This is a genomic window from Pseudomonas sp. NMS19W, from assembly GCF_051554255.1.
Lineage (GTDB): Bacteria > Pseudomonadota > Gammaproteobacteria > Pseudomonadales > Pseudomonadaceae > Aquipseudomonas > Aquipseudomonas kribbensis.
The window spans coordinates 454,000-467,676 of record NZ_CP136718.1 but is presented as its reverse complement, the minus strand read 5'-3'; the positions used below and the strand labels follow the sequence as shown (position 1 = coordinate 467,676).

At 62.3% G+C, this 13,677-nt stretch carries 13 protein-coding genes and 1 riboswitch; of the genes, 5 read left to right on the top strand and 8 right to left on the bottom strand.

Features of this window, described 5'->3' with window-relative positions; all coding sequences use genetic code 11:
- Positions 1-46: 46 nt before the first annotated feature.
- The 4 genes from R1A29_RS02020 to R1A29_RS02005 all read right to left on the bottom strand — a co-directional run bounded on the left by R1A29_RS02020 (position 47) and on the right by R1A29_RS02005 (position 2,744).
- The gene (locus R1A29_RS02020; RefSeq protein ID WP_085711138.1) at positions 47-655 is read right to left on the bottom strand and encodes a YqiA/YcfP family alpha/beta fold hydrolase; all 609 of its coding nucleotides are present in this window, start codon (positions 653-655) and stop codon (positions 47-49) included.
- Between the two features lie 96 nt (positions 656-751).
- The gene (cpdA, locus tag R1A29_RS02015) at positions 752-1,567 is read right to left on the bottom strand and encodes a 3',5'-cyclic-AMP phosphodiesterase (protein ID WP_438300517.1); all 816 of its coding nucleotides are present in this window, start codon (positions 1,565-1,567) and stop codon (positions 752-754) included.
- A 116-nt stretch (positions 1,568-1,683) separates the two neighbouring features.
- A complete protein-coding gene (locus tag R1A29_RS02010; RefSeq protein WP_085711136.1) occupies positions 1,684-2,136 on the bottom strand; it encodes a DUF1249 domain-containing protein in 453 nt (150 codons plus the stop codon).
- A complete protein-coding gene (locus tag R1A29_RS02005) occupies positions 2,127-2,744 on the bottom strand; it encodes an NUDIX domain-containing protein (protein ID WP_134825273.1) in 618 nt (205 codons plus the stop codon). Before R1A29_RS02005 ends, R1A29_RS02010 begins: the two co-directional genes overlap by 10 nt.
- Before the next feature lie 230 nt (positions 2,745-2,974).
- Between R1A29_RS02005 and R1A29_RS02000 the strand changes: the two genes are divergently transcribed.
- Positions 2,975-3,721, top strand: a complete 747-nt coding sequence (locus R1A29_RS02000) for an RsiV family protein (protein ID WP_438300516.1) — start codon at positions 2,975-2,977, stop codon at positions 3,719-3,721.
- Here the strand turns inward: R1A29_RS02000 and cytX are convergent.
- Positions 3,690-4,982 (bottom strand): putative hydroxymethylpyrimidine transporter CytX, encoded by a 1,293-nt coding sequence (cytX, locus tag R1A29_RS01995; RefSeq protein WP_438300515.1) that lies wholly within the window; start codon positions 4,980-4,982, stop codon positions 3,690-3,692. The two genes, R1A29_RS02000 and cytX, sit on opposite strands and share 32 nt — an antisense overlap.
- A 110-nt stretch (positions 4,983-5,092) precedes the next feature.
- Positions 5,093-6,982 carry a phosphomethylpyrimidine synthase ThiC gene (gene thiC, locus R1A29_RS01990; protein ID WP_438300514.1) on the bottom strand — a complete coding sequence of 630 codons (1,890 nt, stop codon included), beginning with the start codon at positions 6,980-6,982 and terminating at the stop codon, positions 5,093-5,095.
- A gap of 146 nt (positions 6,983-7,128) precedes the next feature.
- Positions 7,129-7,234: riboswitch (TPP riboswitch) on the bottom strand.
- Between the two features lie 207 nt (positions 7,235-7,441).
- On the opposite strand from thiC, the gene R1A29_RS01985 reads away from it, so the two are divergent.
- Positions 7,442-8,875: a TolC family outer membrane protein gene (locus R1A29_RS01985; protein ID WP_438300513.1), complete on the top strand. Its 1,434-nt coding sequence runs from the start codon at positions 7,442-7,444 to the stop codon at positions 8,873-8,875.
- A 31-nt stretch (positions 8,876-8,906) separates the two neighbouring features.
- Here the strand turns inward: R1A29_RS01985 and waaA are convergent, their stop codons facing one another.
- Positions 8,907-10,187 (bottom strand): lipid IV(A) 3-deoxy-D-manno-octulosonic acid transferase, encoded by a 1,281-nt coding sequence (gene waaA / locus R1A29_RS01980; RefSeq protein WP_438300512.1) that lies wholly within the window; start codon positions 10,185-10,187, stop codon positions 8,907-8,909.
- Between the two features lie 11 nt (positions 10,188-10,198).
- Positions 10,199-11,101 carry a LysR family transcriptional regulator gene (locus tag R1A29_RS01975; RefSeq protein WP_438300511.1) on the bottom strand — a complete coding sequence of 301 codons (903 nt, stop codon included), beginning with the start codon at positions 11,099-11,101 and terminating at the stop codon, positions 10,199-10,201.
- A gap of 102 nt (positions 11,102-11,203) precedes the next feature.
- Between R1A29_RS01975 and R1A29_RS01970 the strand changes: the two genes are divergently transcribed.
- The 3 genes from R1A29_RS01970 to R1A29_RS01960 all read left to right on the top strand — a co-directional run bounded on the left by R1A29_RS01970 (position 11,204) and on the right by R1A29_RS01960 (position 13,653).
- A complete protein-coding gene (locus tag R1A29_RS01970) occupies positions 11,204-11,536 on the top strand; it encodes a DMT family transporter (protein WP_438300510.1) in 333 nt (110 codons plus the stop codon).
- Positions 11,537-11,668: 132 nt separating this feature from the next.
- The gene (locus R1A29_RS01965) at positions 11,669-12,844 is read left to right on the top strand and encodes an NAD(P)/FAD-dependent oxidoreductase (protein ID WP_438300509.1); all 1,176 of its coding nucleotides are present in this window, start codon (positions 11,669-11,671) and stop codon (positions 12,842-12,844) included.
- Positions 12,841-13,653: an aldo/keto reductase gene (locus tag R1A29_RS01960; protein ID WP_438300508.1), complete on the top strand. Its 813-nt coding sequence runs from the start codon at positions 12,841-12,843 to the stop codon at positions 13,651-13,653. Before R1A29_RS01965 ends, R1A29_RS01960 begins: the two co-directional genes overlap by 4 nt.
- Positions 13,654-13,677: the final 24 nt, after the last annotated feature.

The following is a 13,677-nucleotide window of genomic DNA, read 5'->3' as shown; positions in this document are numbered from 1 at the left end:
CTCGTCGTCAGTGTTCGGTGAATAAGAAAATTAAGAGGGCAACCGCTCACAGCGCGGTGAAATCGATTGCCTGAAACAAATCGGCGCCAATGCCGGCAAAACTCAGCAACGCCGGCAACTGCCCGGCAAATCCCTGAAAACTGTGGTCGCCGCCGGCCTGAATGCGCAAGGCACAGGCCCGGTAATACTGCTGGGCGTGGCGATAGTCCAGGGTTTCGTCCCCGGTCTGCAACCACACCTGATAACGCTGCGAATCCTGCGGCGCCGGCACTTCCAGTTCGGCCAGGGCCGTCACGTGGTCGTGGGTCAATTCCCAGGTTTCGTCGGTGTACAGGTTTTTTTGCGTCCCCAGGTATCCGTCGAACATCCGGTGCGGACTGACGGCCGGGTTGACCAGCAGGGCTTTGAGGCCATGGCGTTCGGCCAGATGAGTCGCATAGTAGCCGCCGAGCGAGCTTCCCACCAGTAACGGCCGGCCCAGCTCGGCAATTGCCTGTTCCAGCTGACCGATGGCCTCGCGCGGGTGGTGATGCAACGCCGGGACACGCAGTTGATCGCTCAAACCCAGACGCTCCATCACCTCGACCAGCTGACAGGCCTTCTTCGAGGCGGGCGCGCTGTTGAAACCGTGGATATAGAGGATCGAACCGGACATTTGAGCTCCCTGGGTGTCGGCTAAAGAAAGCGGAGTTTACAGGGAGTCGAGGGTCGTTGGGCCAGCACCCGAGGAAATCAGCGCTGAGCCCCTGAATCAGTAACCGTTGGAGCCGTAATCCACCGTGAAACGGAAATCGGTGACACGCTCCACACCCGTCTCGATCCGCCCGTCCGGCAGCAAGCGCAACCAGCGATAGCCCGGCGCCTGCTCGCCGACCTTGAAGTCGACACTGCCCGGCTCGAACTGAATGCAGGTCGACGGTGAGGCGATCAGCCGCACGCCGTTGCGCTCACGATCGATCTCCTGATGCACATGCCCCCACAACACGGCCCGGGCCTGGGGGAAACGGTCGAGCACCTCGAAAAAGGCTTCGGGATTGCGCAAGCCGATCGGCTCCATCCAGGTACAATCGATCGACACCGGGTGATGATGGAAGCACACCAGATGATGCCGCTCCGGCGCTTCGCTCAATGCGCGGGCCAGCAGTTGCAATTGGTCATCCTGCAAATACCCCGGCACCGAACCCGGCACCGCCGAATCGAGCAGGGTCACGCGCCAGTTGCCGACATCCACCACCGGCTCCAGCAGCGCACTTTGCACCGCGGCCATTTGCATGATCTGCGGCTCGTCGTGGTTGCCGGGGATCCAGCGGGCGGGTGCATCGATCTGCGCCGTCAACTGACGAAACTGCTGGTAGGACTCCAGCGTGCCGTCCTGGGACAGGTCGCCCGTGGCAATCATCAAATCGATCTGCGGTTGCTGTTCGAGCACCAGCTCGATGACTTTTTGCAGGCTCTCACGAGTTTTCATACCCAGCAGCGCGCCGTCCGCCTCGGCGAACAGATGACTGTCGGACAGTTGCACCAGCAACGCCGCATCGGCAGTGGTCAGAGTCGATACGCTCGGCAAGGCGTTCTCCCAGGGCTGGACGCCGGGTCGGAAAGGTTCGCAATTATGCTGGGGGAAGGCCCCGGGAAGAAACCGCCGAACCGGACACAGTTCACAACTTGCCGCTGTAATAGAAACTATCGAACGGCGGCGTACTCGTGACCGCAGGCCAGGCAATGACTCAGCCACTCTCCGAGGAACAGATTGAGCTGGGCCTTTTCGTCCGGCTGATGCATGGCCGCATTGGGGTAAGGATAGACGCCGCGAAAGCGCCGCGCATGCTCGGCGCTGATGACTTCGGCCATGCGCGCGTCGTGATAGACCTGCACTTCCAACTGCGGTACCGGCAGCCACGGCAGGCTGTGTTCCTGACGCACTTGCAGGGTCGTGGTGTACGGGCAGGTCTGCAACACTTCGATGGCCAGCACACCGAGCATCTGGTCGCCCTGGGTCACGGCGATGCGCCGCGCTTCAGGTTCGCGGCGCATGTCCGGCAACAGTCGCATCAGGCGCGCGTAGTTGGCCTCGCAGGCGGCTTGCAGGCCCACGAGGTCGACACGATAACGATCGCGCAGTTTGTTTACGACCATAACCCCCTCACTTCGGCGCGATTGAGCGCCAGCCACTGCAAGGCGATGATGCTCGCCGCATTGGCAATCCGGCCGTCGCGTACGGCCTGCAGCGCATCCTCGAATGCCCAGACCGTGACGCGGATATCTTCTGCTTCTTCCTCCAGCCCATGCAGGCCGCCAACGCCTTCGGTGCTGCAACGCCCCAGAAACAGATGCACGAACTCGTTGCTGCCCCCCGGCGATGGGAAATATTGCATCATCGGCCACAACGCCTTGATGTCGAGTCCAGCTTCCTCCTGCGCTTCGCGGCGAGCAACTTCTTCCGGCACTTCTTCCTTGTCGATCAGACCGGCGACCAGTTCCACCAGCCACGGGTTGGCGGTCTTGCCCATGGCGCCGACGCGAAACTGTTCGATCAGCACCACTTCATCGCGCTGCGGATCGTAGGGCAGCAGGCACACGGCGTCGTGACGCACGAACACTTCACGATTGATCTCGCGGCTCATGCCGCCGGCAAACAGTTCGTGGCGCAAATGCACACGGTCGAGCTTGTAGAAGCCCTTGTAGCATTGTTCGCGCCGCACGATATCGATGGCGGCGGGAGTGGCTTTGGCAAGATCGGTCATGGGCATCCTCGTTTACTGCAATTCCAATACGAGGCTGCGTTTTTTGTGACGGGCAACCTCGACTTCGCGCCATCCTAACGCGCCCGCGATGTTTGATGCAGCCCCTTTACCGTCAGCGGGATGGACGGTGGAGGCGAAACCCACTCTAATTAGCTTAGTGGCGAACTGACCGCTTCGTAGAGAGTCGAAGCGGTAACTTTTTGCCTTCCCCTGTTTCAGAAAGGACGCCCATGTCGCTTTTCAAAATCGCCTCCGTGGCGGCCATCGCCCTGACCCTGGGCGCCTGTGCCAGCCTGTTCCAGCCCAACTACCGCACGCCGCTGGAAACCACCCGCGACGCCTCGGAAACCCTGAAACCCGGCTGTTCCAACCCGGACTGCCCGCTGGTGAACATCGACACGCTGCACTTCCCGGCCGAGCCTGCGCTGGACGGCATCATCGAAAAACGCCTGCTGCAATTCACCCGCACCGAGCCGAACGCACCGGTGGCGCCGACCCTGGCGGCCTACCGCGAGCAGTTCCTACGCACGGCCGGCCCGCGCAACAGCAGTTATTTGCAGGCGAAAGTACGCGAGCAGCATGACGGTCTGGTGATTGTCGAAGTGTCGAGCTACCTGGACACCGGCGGCGCCCACGGCACCCCGGGCCGTGGTTTCATCAACTATTCGCGCCAGCAGCACAAGGTGCTGAGCCTGTCGGACATGCTGGTGCCGGGTCAGGAAGAAGCGTTCTGGAAGGCTGCACAAGTGGCGCATAACAGCTGGCTGATCAGCACCAAGCTCGATCAGGAAGCGGAGTTCGTGAAGAACTGGCCGTTCGTCAAAACCCCGCACGTGGCCCTGACTTACGGCGGCGTGATCCTCAAGTACGACGTGAGCACCATCGCGCCTTACGCGCTGGGCCACGTCGAACTGAAGATCCCTTACCCGCGTCTGAACGGCATCATCAAGCCCGAGCTGTTTCCCGGCCGTAACTGAAGGCCCGGCCCAGCACGAGTTGCAGCAGCCCTGCCAGGACCAGCGCCGGCAGGGTTGCGCCGACATCCGGATACAGGTTGGCCAGCAGGTGATAGGTGCTGATGCCACCCAGCCAGGCCAACAGCGCCGGCCAGCGCAACGCGGCCGAAGCGACCTGACCACTGCGCTTGCGCAGAATGAAATGATCCACCAACACTACGCCGAACAGCGGCGCAAATACCGAGCCGATCAGCAGCAGGAAATTCTGGTACTGCGCCAGGGGCGCGAGCAGCGCGATCAGGGTGCAGATCACACCAATGGCCAAGGCCAGATGCTCGACCCTCAGGCGTAGCAGAATCCCGCTGGAAACCGCCGCCGAGTGAATGTCGGCAAAAGCGTTTTCCGACTCGTCCAGCAGAATCAGCAGCAGCGGAATCCCCAGACCGGCACCGGCCAGTGCCAGCAGCAGCGCGTTGACTTCACCGCTCGGCGCAAAGGCCAGGGTGTAGGCGACGCCCAGGCTCATCAGCCAGAAGTTGCCGATGAAAAAACCGATGGCCGTGCCACCGAATACGTTCTTCGCCCGCTTGCCGAAACGCGAGTAGTCGGCAATCAGCGGCAGCCACGACAGCGGCATCGCGATGGCAATGTCGAAGCCCACGGCGAGCGGCATCGAACCATCCCCGGCCTGTGCCCACAAGGCACCCAGATCGGCCTTGGCGAACAGGTTCCAGGTCAGCCAGATGCACGCGGCCAGAATCAGCCAGATGCCCCATTTGCGCAGGATCTTGCGCACGAATGTCAGCGGCCCGCTGACCGCGAGCAATGTTGCCAGTGCACCGAAGCACAACGTCCACAGCATCGGACTCGCCCACAGCGAACCTTCGCTGAATGCACGAGTGCCGAGCAGACTCGCCGCATCGCGCATGACGATGATTTCGAACGAGCCCCAACCGATCAGTTGCAGCAGGTTGAGCAGCGCCGGCAGGCTCGCGCCTTTGCTGCCAAGGCTGAGTTTCAGTGCGGCCATCGACGACAGGCCGGTGTCGCTGCCGATCACGCCGACGGCGGCCAGCAGCAGGACGCCGACCAGGGTGCCGAGGAAGATCGCCAGCAGCGATCCCGACAGGCCCAGCCCCGGCGCCAGCAATGCGCCGGTCTGCAAGACCATCAGGCCGATGCCGAGGGAAAACCACAGGGAAAACAGATCGCGACCGCCGAACACACGCTTGTCGGCGGGCACGGCGAGGTCGGGGGAATAGGTACCGGGTTGAATGCTCAAGGACGTTTCTCACAGAGAAGCAGAAAAAAAAGCTGCAAGCTGCAAGCTACAAGTCAGAAGCGATACGCGGATCGCTTCTTCTCTTGCAGCTTGTAGCTTGCCACTCGTGGCTAGACTTTCTTGTACAGCTGACTGCCTTCCTTCTTGAACCGCTCGGCCTGTTCCGCCAGGCCCTGGGCGACGTCCACGTCGACCGCGTCGATCCGCTGGTTGGCCGCGTATTCGCGGACTTCCTGAGTGATCTTCATCGAGCAGAATTTCGGCCCGCACATCGAACAGAAATGCGCGACCTTCGCCGAGTCCTTCGGCAGGGTTTCATCGTGATACGAACGGGCGGTGTCCGGGTCCAGACCGAGGTTGAACTGGTCTTCCCAACGGAATTCGAAACGCGCCTTGCTCAAGGCGTTGTCGCGGATCTGCGCGCCCGGATGTCCCTTGGCCAGGTCCGCTGCGTGGGCGGCGATCTTGTAAGTGATGATCCCGGTCTTCACGTCATCCTTGTTCGGCAGGCCGAGGTGTTCCTTCGGCGTCACGTAGCAGAGCATCGCGCAACCGAACCAGCCGATCATCGCCGCACCGATACCCGAAGTGATGTGGTCATAACCCGGTGCGATGTCGGTGGTCAGCGGGCCGAGGGTGTAGAACGGCGCCTCGTCGCAGCACTCCAGCTGCTTGTCCATGTTCTCCTTGATCAACTGCATCGGCACGTGGCCCGGGCCTTCGATCATGCATTGCACGTCGTGTTTCCAGGCGATCTTGGTAAGCTCGCCGAGAGTTTCCAGTTCGCCGAATTGCGCTTCGTCGTTGGCATCGGCAATCGAGCCCGGACGCAGGCCGTCGCCCAGCGAGAAGCTGACGTCATAGGCCTTCATGATTTCGCAGATTTCGTCGAAGTGGGTGTAGAGGAAGTTCTCTTTGTGGTGCGCCAGGCACCACTTGGCCATGATCGAACCGCCACGGGAGACGATGCCGGTCACACGCTTGGCGGTCAGCGGCACGTAGCGCAACAGCACGCCGGCGTGGATGGTGAAGTAGTCGACGCCCTGCTCCGCTTGCTCGATCAGCGTGTCGCGGAACAGCTCCCAGGTCAGGTCTTCGGCCACGCCGTTAACTTTTTCCAGTGCCTGATAAATCGGTACGGTGCCGATCGGAACCGGCGAGTTACGAATGATCCACTCGCGGGTTTCGTGGATGTGCTTGCCGGTGGACAAGTCCATGACCGTGTCCGAACCCCAGCGAATGCCCCAGGTCAGTTTCGCCACTTCTTCTTCGATGGACGAACCCAGTGCACTGTTGCCGATGTTGCCGTTGATCTTCACCAGGAAGTTGCGGCCGATGATCATCGGTTCCAGTTCGACGTGGTTGATGTTGGCCGGGATGATCGCGCGGCCACGGGCGATTTCTTCGCGGACGAACTCAGGGGTGATTTCTTTCGGAATGCTCGCGCCGAAGCTGTGACCGGCGTGTTGCTGGTTCAGCAGGCCGGCGGCGCGGGCTTCTTGCAGCTTCATGTTTTCGCGGATGGCGACGTATTCCATCTCGGCGGTGATGATGCCTTGGCGGGCGTAGTGCATCTGGCTGACGTTGGCCCCGGCCTTGGCGCGGCGCGGGTTGTTGACGTGGGCAAAACGCAGCTTGGTCAGCTCCGGATCGGCCAGGCGTTCCTGACCGAAATTCGAGCTCAGGCCCGGCAGGCGCTCGGTGTCGCCACGGTCGTCGATCCACGCCGAACGCACATCGCCCAGACCTTTGCGCACATCGATCACCACGTTCGGATCGGTGTACGGGCCAGAAGTGTCGTAGACGGTAACGGGTGCGTTGATTTCGCCGCCGAAGTCGGTCGGGGTCACATCGAGGGTGATTTCGCGCATCGGCACGCGGATGTCCGGGCGGGAGCCCTGAACGTAGACTTTTTGCGAACGGGTGAACGGTTGGACCGACTGCTCGTCGACCTTGGCCGAGTCACTCAGGTTGATCGCGTTTTTAGATTTTGTAGTCATCACGGGCTCTCCAGACAGCATCCAGGCAGTGGATTGTCGGAGCAGAACCTGAAAGGCACGGACGCACCAGGACTGGTGCTGTGCATCGTCGTCGAGCGTTCGATTGTCGAACAATTTCCCGGACGAAGCACAAGAGGACTCGCCGGGTGACGAGAAATCTTGTTCCCTACGCAGGCGCTAACCTGATCAGGTTCAACGGGATCCGAAATTATTCGATCTCAGCCTCATAGCAAGGCACCCCGACAAGAACCCGGCCAGTCTCAGACACAACCGGCAAAGAACGCCAACACCGCAGCAAACACCATGATGAATGGCGCAATTGCGGCGGCCGACAGGATTGTGAGCGCCTCAATGCGCTACTACACTCGCCTTGCCCTGCTGCGCCTTGACGCTATGCGGCCCGCGCCTTACCTTTGGCGCCCGGATTATTTCCATAATATTCATGCTAGGGATCGCCTCATGCTGCGCAAACTCTCACTGGCTGTTGCCGTGTCTTGTGCGTCCAACGCAATGGTCTGGGCAGCAGAAGCGCCCTTGTCGACCAGGACCGATCTGGTCAGCGTCTATCAGGAAGCGGTCGACAACAACGCCGATCTGGCCGCCGCCCGCGCCCAGTACGGCGCCCAGAAAGAAGTGGTGCCCCAGGCCCGCGCCGGGCTGCTGCCGAACCTCTCCGGCGGCGCCGAAACCGCCAGCGTGCGCACCTCGATCGACCAGCCTTCGGCCATCGCCAACCGCAGCGCGCATTCCTATCAGGCGACCCTGGCGCAGCCGCTGTTCCGCGCCGATCGCTGGTTCCAGTACCAGGCCGCCAAGGACGTCAACGAGCAGGCCGCGCTGCAACTGTCGGCCACCGAGCAAAACCTGATCCTGCAATCGGCCGAAAGCTATTTCAACGTGCTGCGCAGCCAGGACAACCTGGCCTCGACCAAGGCTGAAGAAGCCGCGTTCAAGCGCCAGCTCGACCAGTCCAACGAGCGCTTCGACGTGGGCCTGTCGGACAAGACCGACGTGCTGCAGTCGCAAGCCAGTTACGACACCGCCCGGGCCAACCGGATCGTTGCCCAGCGTCAGGTGGATGATGCGTTCGAAGCGCTGATCACCCTGACCAACCGTCAGTACAACTCGATCCAGGGCATTGTCCACACCCTGCCGATCCTGCCGCCGGCGCCGAACGACGCCAAGGCCTGGGTCGACACCGCCGCCAAACAGAACCTCAATCTGCTGGCCAGCAACTTTGCCGTCAGCTCCGCCGAGCAGACCCTGAAGCAACGCAAGGCCGGCCACCTGCCGACCCTCGACGCTGTGGCCAAATACGAAAAAGGCGACAACGACGCCCTCGGTTTCTCCAACCCGAGCGCGTTCGGTACGCCTTATCACGGCAACGTCGAACAGAGCACCGTGGGCCTGCAACTGAACATCCCGATCTACAGCGGCGGACTGACCAGCTCCCAGGTGCGCCAGTCTTATGCACAACTGGATCAGAGCGAACAACAGCGCGAAAGCCTGCGCCGCCAGATCGTTGAAAACACCCGCAACCTGCACCGCGCTGTGAACACCGACGTCGAACAGGTGCAGGCGCGCCGCCAGTCGATCATCTCCAACCAGAGCGCGGTGGAAGCCACGGAAATCGGTTATCAGGTGGGGACGCGCAACATCGTCGACGTGCTCGACGCCCAGCGTCAGCTCTACACCTCGGTGCGCAACTACAACAACACCCGTTATGACTACATTCTCGACAACCTGCGCCTGAAGCAGGCGGCGGGGACGTTGAACCCGGGTGACCTGCAGGACCTGACCCGTTATCTGAAAGCCGACTACAACCCGGACAAGGACTTCCTGCCGCCGGATCTGGCCAAGGCCGCCGAAGAACAGCTCAAGGCCCGGCCTTAAACAAAAAACGCAGCCCTGAGGCTGCGTTTTTTTATGGGCGGTCGATCAACCGTCCCAGGCCATCGAGCAATCGCTGCAACGCGCCCTGATTGCGGCGCATCACGTTCAGCCCGGCATCGGCCATGCGCTGTGCATCGCGGGGCAATTCGAACAGCCGCTGTACTTCCGTCGCCAGACCTTCGGCGTCATCCACCTCGGCCAAAGCCCCGGCGCTGCGCAGTTGTGCGGCGATGTCGAGGAAGTTGAACAGGTGCGGGCCGCTGATCACCGGTTTCGCCAAAGCTGCCGGCTCCAGCAGGTTGTGGCCACCGTTGGGCACCAGGCTGCCACCGACAAACGCGCTGTCGGCCAGGGCATAGAGAAACAGCAACTCGCCCATGGTGTCGCCGAGCAGCACCGAGGTTGAGGCATCGACGTTGGCGCCGGTCGAACGACGCACCGTGGCAAAACCTTCGCGCTGGCACAGTTCGAACACCGAGTTGAAGCGCTCCGGATGGCGCGGCACCAGAATCAGCAACGCATCGGGATGGTTGGCCAGCAAACGGCGATGGGCATTGAGCACCACCTCGTCTTCGCCTTCATGGGTGCTGGCGGCGATCCACACCGGACGCTCCAGCGCCTGCCATTGGCCGCGCAGTTCAGCGGCGCGTTGCAGCAGTTGCGGGTCGATGGTCAGGTCGAACTTGATCGAGCCGGTGACTTCGACCGTCTCCGGGCGTGCGCCCAAATCGCGGAAGCGCTGGGCTTCGGCTTCAGTCTGCACGGCGAACAGGCTCATCTCGGCCAGCATTGGCGCGGTCAGTTTGCTGAACCGGCCGTAGCCTTTGGCCGAACGCTCGGACAATCGACCGTTGGCCAGCGCCACCGGAATCCCGCGTTTGGCACATTGATGAATGTGGTTCGGCCAGAGTTCGGTTTCCATGATCACGGCCAGTTTCGGCTGCACACGATCGAGAAAACGCGCCGCCGCGCAGGGCAAATCGTAAGGCAGGTAGCAATGCTGGATGCGCGGCTCATTGGCGAACATCGCATGAATGCGTTCCGAGCCGGTCGGGGTCATGCAGGTCACGGTGATCGGAAGCGTCGGATAACGTTGCAGCAGCGCGCGGATCATCGGCGCGGCCGCAATGCTTTCGCCCACTGACACGGCGTGAACCCAGATACCACCAGGTTGCAGCGTCGGCATGCCGTAGGAGAAACGTTCGCCAATCCGTTTGGCATACGCCGGCGCCTTGCGCGAACGCAGCCATAGCCGAATCGCCACCAATGGCAGCCCCAGGTAAAACAGCGCGGTGTAGAGAGTTCTATTCATGGCGGCGGAGTTTATCGGCTTTTGCCGCCGATCGCCCGCAGGTGTATGGCAAATCGCTCCGCCAGCCAGCGGGCGGCCGGCCCCAGCGGTTCATCACGGCGCCAAACCAGCTCCACCACCAGCGCTGGCGGCGTCCATTCGCTGTCGAGTTCCACCATCAGGCCCTGATAGGCCGAGTACTGCACCACGTGGCGCGGCAGCCAGGCCCAGCCGAGGTCGCGCACCAGCCATTCGGCCATGACGTAGAAACTGTCGGCGCGCCAGACCTGCGGACTGGCCGGTTCGCTGCCGGGGTAGACGCTGGTCTGGGTCGACATCAGCAGTTGCCGATGTTGCGCCAGCTGCTGGCAATTGACCCAGGATTGCGCCGCCAGCGGATGATTGACGCCACAGACCGTGACCATCTCCACGCTGCCCAACACCCGACGCTCCAGCGCTTCGGGGATTTCATCGTGATAGAACAACAAACCGAGATCGGCCCGACGCTCCACCAGTTTGCGCGAAACCTCGCCCTGTGCGGCGCTGGTCAGTTGCACCTCCAGACTCGGAAACTGCTCGGCCAGCGCACCGAAGCTTTCTACCAGCGCCTGATACGGCATCGCTTCATCCTGGGCGACACGCAACTGCGCTTCCTGACCACGCACCATGGCCATGGCCCGGCCGTTCAGGCGCTCGCATTGACGCAGCACTTCCCGCGCCTCTTCGAGCAAGGCTTCGCCCGCTTCGGTAAGACTCGGCTGACGACCGCTGCTACGCTCGAACAGACTGACACCGAGGTCGTCTTCCAGCATGGCAATCGCGCTGCTGATCGCCGATTGCGCCTTGCGCTGCTGGCGAGCCACAGCGGAAAACGAACGCTGTTCGGCCACCGCGACGAACACCCGCAACTGCTCCAGATTCCACTGCATGCTCATCGGCCAACCCATCTTGTAAACAGATAGGTAATGACTTTACCCCATCCGGGCAGTCACTAGAATGCCGCCTCAGAAAGCAACGCTTCACACGAGGAATTGAACATGAACGCTTACGTCTATCTGGCCATCGCCATTTGCGCCGAAGTGATCGCTACCGTTTCGATGAAGGCCGTCAAAGGTTTCAGCACGCCTTTGCCACTGGTGCTGGTCATCGTCGGCTACGGCATTGCGTTCTGGATGCTGACCCTGGTAGTGCGCAGCGTGCCGGTGGGTGTGGCCTACGCGGTGTGGGCCGGCATGGGCATCGTGATGGTCAGTGTTGCGGCGCTGTTCATCTATGGGCAGAAGCTGGATATCCCGGCGATGCTCGGGATGGGCTTGATCGTACTCGGCGTGGTGGTGATTCAGCTGTTCTCGAAAACCGCAGGCCATTAACAGCAGCGACAGGCTTCAAGCCACAAGCTGCAAGCCAAGCCAAGCCAAGCCAAGCCGATTTTTCCGCTTCGGGTTGCAGCTTGCAGCTTGAAGCTTGAAACTTGCGGCTTATTTGAGCCTTGAGGTCGTTGCATGCCATCTCCAATTTCCACCGACGTGCTGATTGTCGGCGCGGGTGTCGCCGGTCTCTGGCTGAACGCGCGCCTGCGTCGCCAGGGTTTCTCGACCGTGCTGGTGGAAAGCGCCAGCCTCGGCGGCGGGCAGAGTGTGAAGTCCCAGGGCATCATCCACGGCGGCGCCAAGTACGCGCTTCATGGCGCACTGACCGGCGCCTCGGAAGCCATCGCCGACATGCCGCGCCGCTGGCGCGAAGCCCTGGCCGGCAACGGTGAGCTGGACCTGAGCGGCGTGCGCCTGCTGTCCGAAGCCCATTACCTGTGGTCGCCGGGCACCCTGGCCGGCAACCTCACCAGTTTCTTCGCCAGCAAAGCGGTGCGCGGCCGGGTCGATCAGGTCAAGGGCGATCAATTGCCGCCAGCGCTGCAAGACAAACGCTTCAAGGGCAAGGTCTACCGCCTCGCCGAACTGGTGGTCGATGTACCGAGCGTGATCCAGCGTCTGGCCAACCTCGCCGGTGACGGTCTGCTCGCCGGTCAGAACATCGAGCCATTGCTGGAAAGCGGCGTGCTGGTCGGCCTGAAGGTCGACGGTCGCGAGATCCGCGCCCAGCGCATCGTGCTCAGTGCCGGAGCCGGTACTGCGGCGCTGCTGGAAACTCTCGGTCTGACCCAACCGGCCATGCAACGCCGGCCACTGCACATGATCATCGCCAAGGGCCCGGGCCTGAAACCGCTGTACGCCCATTGCCTGGGTGGCGGCACCAAGCCGCGCATCACCGTGACCACCCACCCGGCCGCCGACGGCCAGTGGGTCTGGTACATGGGCGGTGACATTGCCGAATCCGAAGGTGTGGCGCGCGAGCCGGCCGAGCAGATCGCCACTGCGCAAAAGGAAATCGCTCAGTTGCTGCCGTGGATCGACCTGAGCAACGTGCAATGGGCGACCCTGCGCGTCGACCGCGCGGAACCGCTGCAAACCGGCCTGACCCGCCCGGACAACGCGTTCCTGGCCGAAGACGGTCGCCTGCTGGTCGGCTGGCCAACCAAACTCGCCCTGGCCCCGGACTTCGCTGACCGTGTGATCGCGTCCCTGGAACGCGACGGCATCCAGCCGAGCCACCCTGCTCCGCTGCCGGAATTGCCGAAACCACCGATGGGCGTTCCGGCCTGGGAGCAACTGCTGCCATGAGCCTGCCGACCCTGCACGATCTGCATCGCCCACTGGGCAGCACCGGCCTGCTGGTTTCGCCGCTGGGCCTGGGCACTGTCAAACTCGGCCGCGACCAGGGCGTGAAATACCCCAACGGCTTCCAGATCCCTGACGACGACGCCGCGCGCATGCTGCTCAAGCAGGCGCGGGAGCTGGGCATCAACCTGATCGACACCGCGCCGGCCTATGGCCGCAGCGAAGAACGCCTTGGCCCGTTGCTGCGCGGCCAGCGCAAGGATTGGGTGATCGTCAGCAAGGTCGGCGAAGAATTTGTCGACGGCCAGTCGACCCACGATTTCAGCGCCGCCCACACTCGGATGTCGGTGGAGCGCAGCCTGCAACGTCTGGAAACGGATTTTATCGATCTGGTGCTGGTGCACTCCGATGGCAACGACATGGCCATCCTCAATGACAGCGAAGTCTACGCAACCCTCGCGGCGCTGAAGGCCGAGGGCAAGATTCGCGGCTTCGGCTTCTCCGGCAAAACCGTCGACGGCGGACTCAAAGCGCTGGAGCAAGGCGACTGCGCGATGGTCACCTACAATCTGAACGAACAAAACGAGAAGGCTGTCATTGACTATGCTGCTGCCCACGGCAAAGCCATTCTGGTGAAGAAGGCCCTGGCCAGCGGTCACGTGTGCCTGAGTCCCGGGATGGATCCGGTACGCGCCAGCTTCGAGTTGCTGTTCGCCCGGCCCGGCGTGGCCAGTGCCATCGTCGGGACAATCAATCCGCTGCACCTCGCCCATAACGTTGCGACCGTTGCCCAGGTCCTTCGTGGTCACTGACGCCGCCCCGCGGCCTTAAGCAGG

Coding starts and splice junctions, on each gene's coding strand:
- R1A29_RS02000 (WP_438300516.1), top strand. CDS start 2,975: ATGTCGCTTTTCAAAATCGCCTCCGTGGCGGCCATCGCCCTGACCCTG.
- R1A29_RS02010 (WP_085711136.1), bottom strand. CDS start 2,136: ATGGTCGTAAACAAACTGCGCGATCGTTATCGTGTCGACCTCGTGGGC.
- thiC (WP_438300514.1), bottom strand. CDS start 6,982: ATGACTACAAAATCTAAAAACGCGATCAACCTGAGTGACTCGGCCAAG.
- waaA (WP_438300512.1), bottom strand. CDS start 10,187: ATGAATAGAACTCTCTACACCGCGCTGTTTTACCTGGGGCTGCCATTG.
- R1A29_RS01965 (WP_438300509.1), top strand. CDS start 11,669: ATGCCATCTCCAATTTCCACCGACGTGCTGATTGTCGGCGCGGGTGTC.
- R1A29_RS01970 (WP_438300510.1), top strand. CDS start 11,204: ATGAACGCTTACGTCTATCTGGCCATCGCCATTTGCGCCGAAGTGATC.
- R1A29_RS01975 (WP_438300511.1), bottom strand. CDS start 11,101: ATGAGCATGCAGTGGAATCTGGAGCAGTTGCGGGTGTTCGTCGCGGTG.
- R1A29_RS01985 (WP_438300513.1), top strand. CDS start 7,442: ATGCTGCGCAAACTCTCACTGGCTGTTGCCGTGTCTTGTGCGTCCAAC.
- R1A29_RS01960 (WP_438300508.1), top strand. CDS start 12,841: ATGAGCCTGCCGACCCTGCACGATCTGCATCGCCCACTGGGCAGCACC.
- R1A29_RS02020 (WP_085711138.1), bottom strand. CDS start 655: ATGTCCGGTTCGATCCTCTATATCCACGGTTTCAACAGCGCGCCCGCC.
- R1A29_RS02005 (WP_134825273.1), bottom strand. CDS start 2,744: ATGACCGATCTTGCCAAAGCCACTCCCGCCGCCATCGATATCGTGCGG.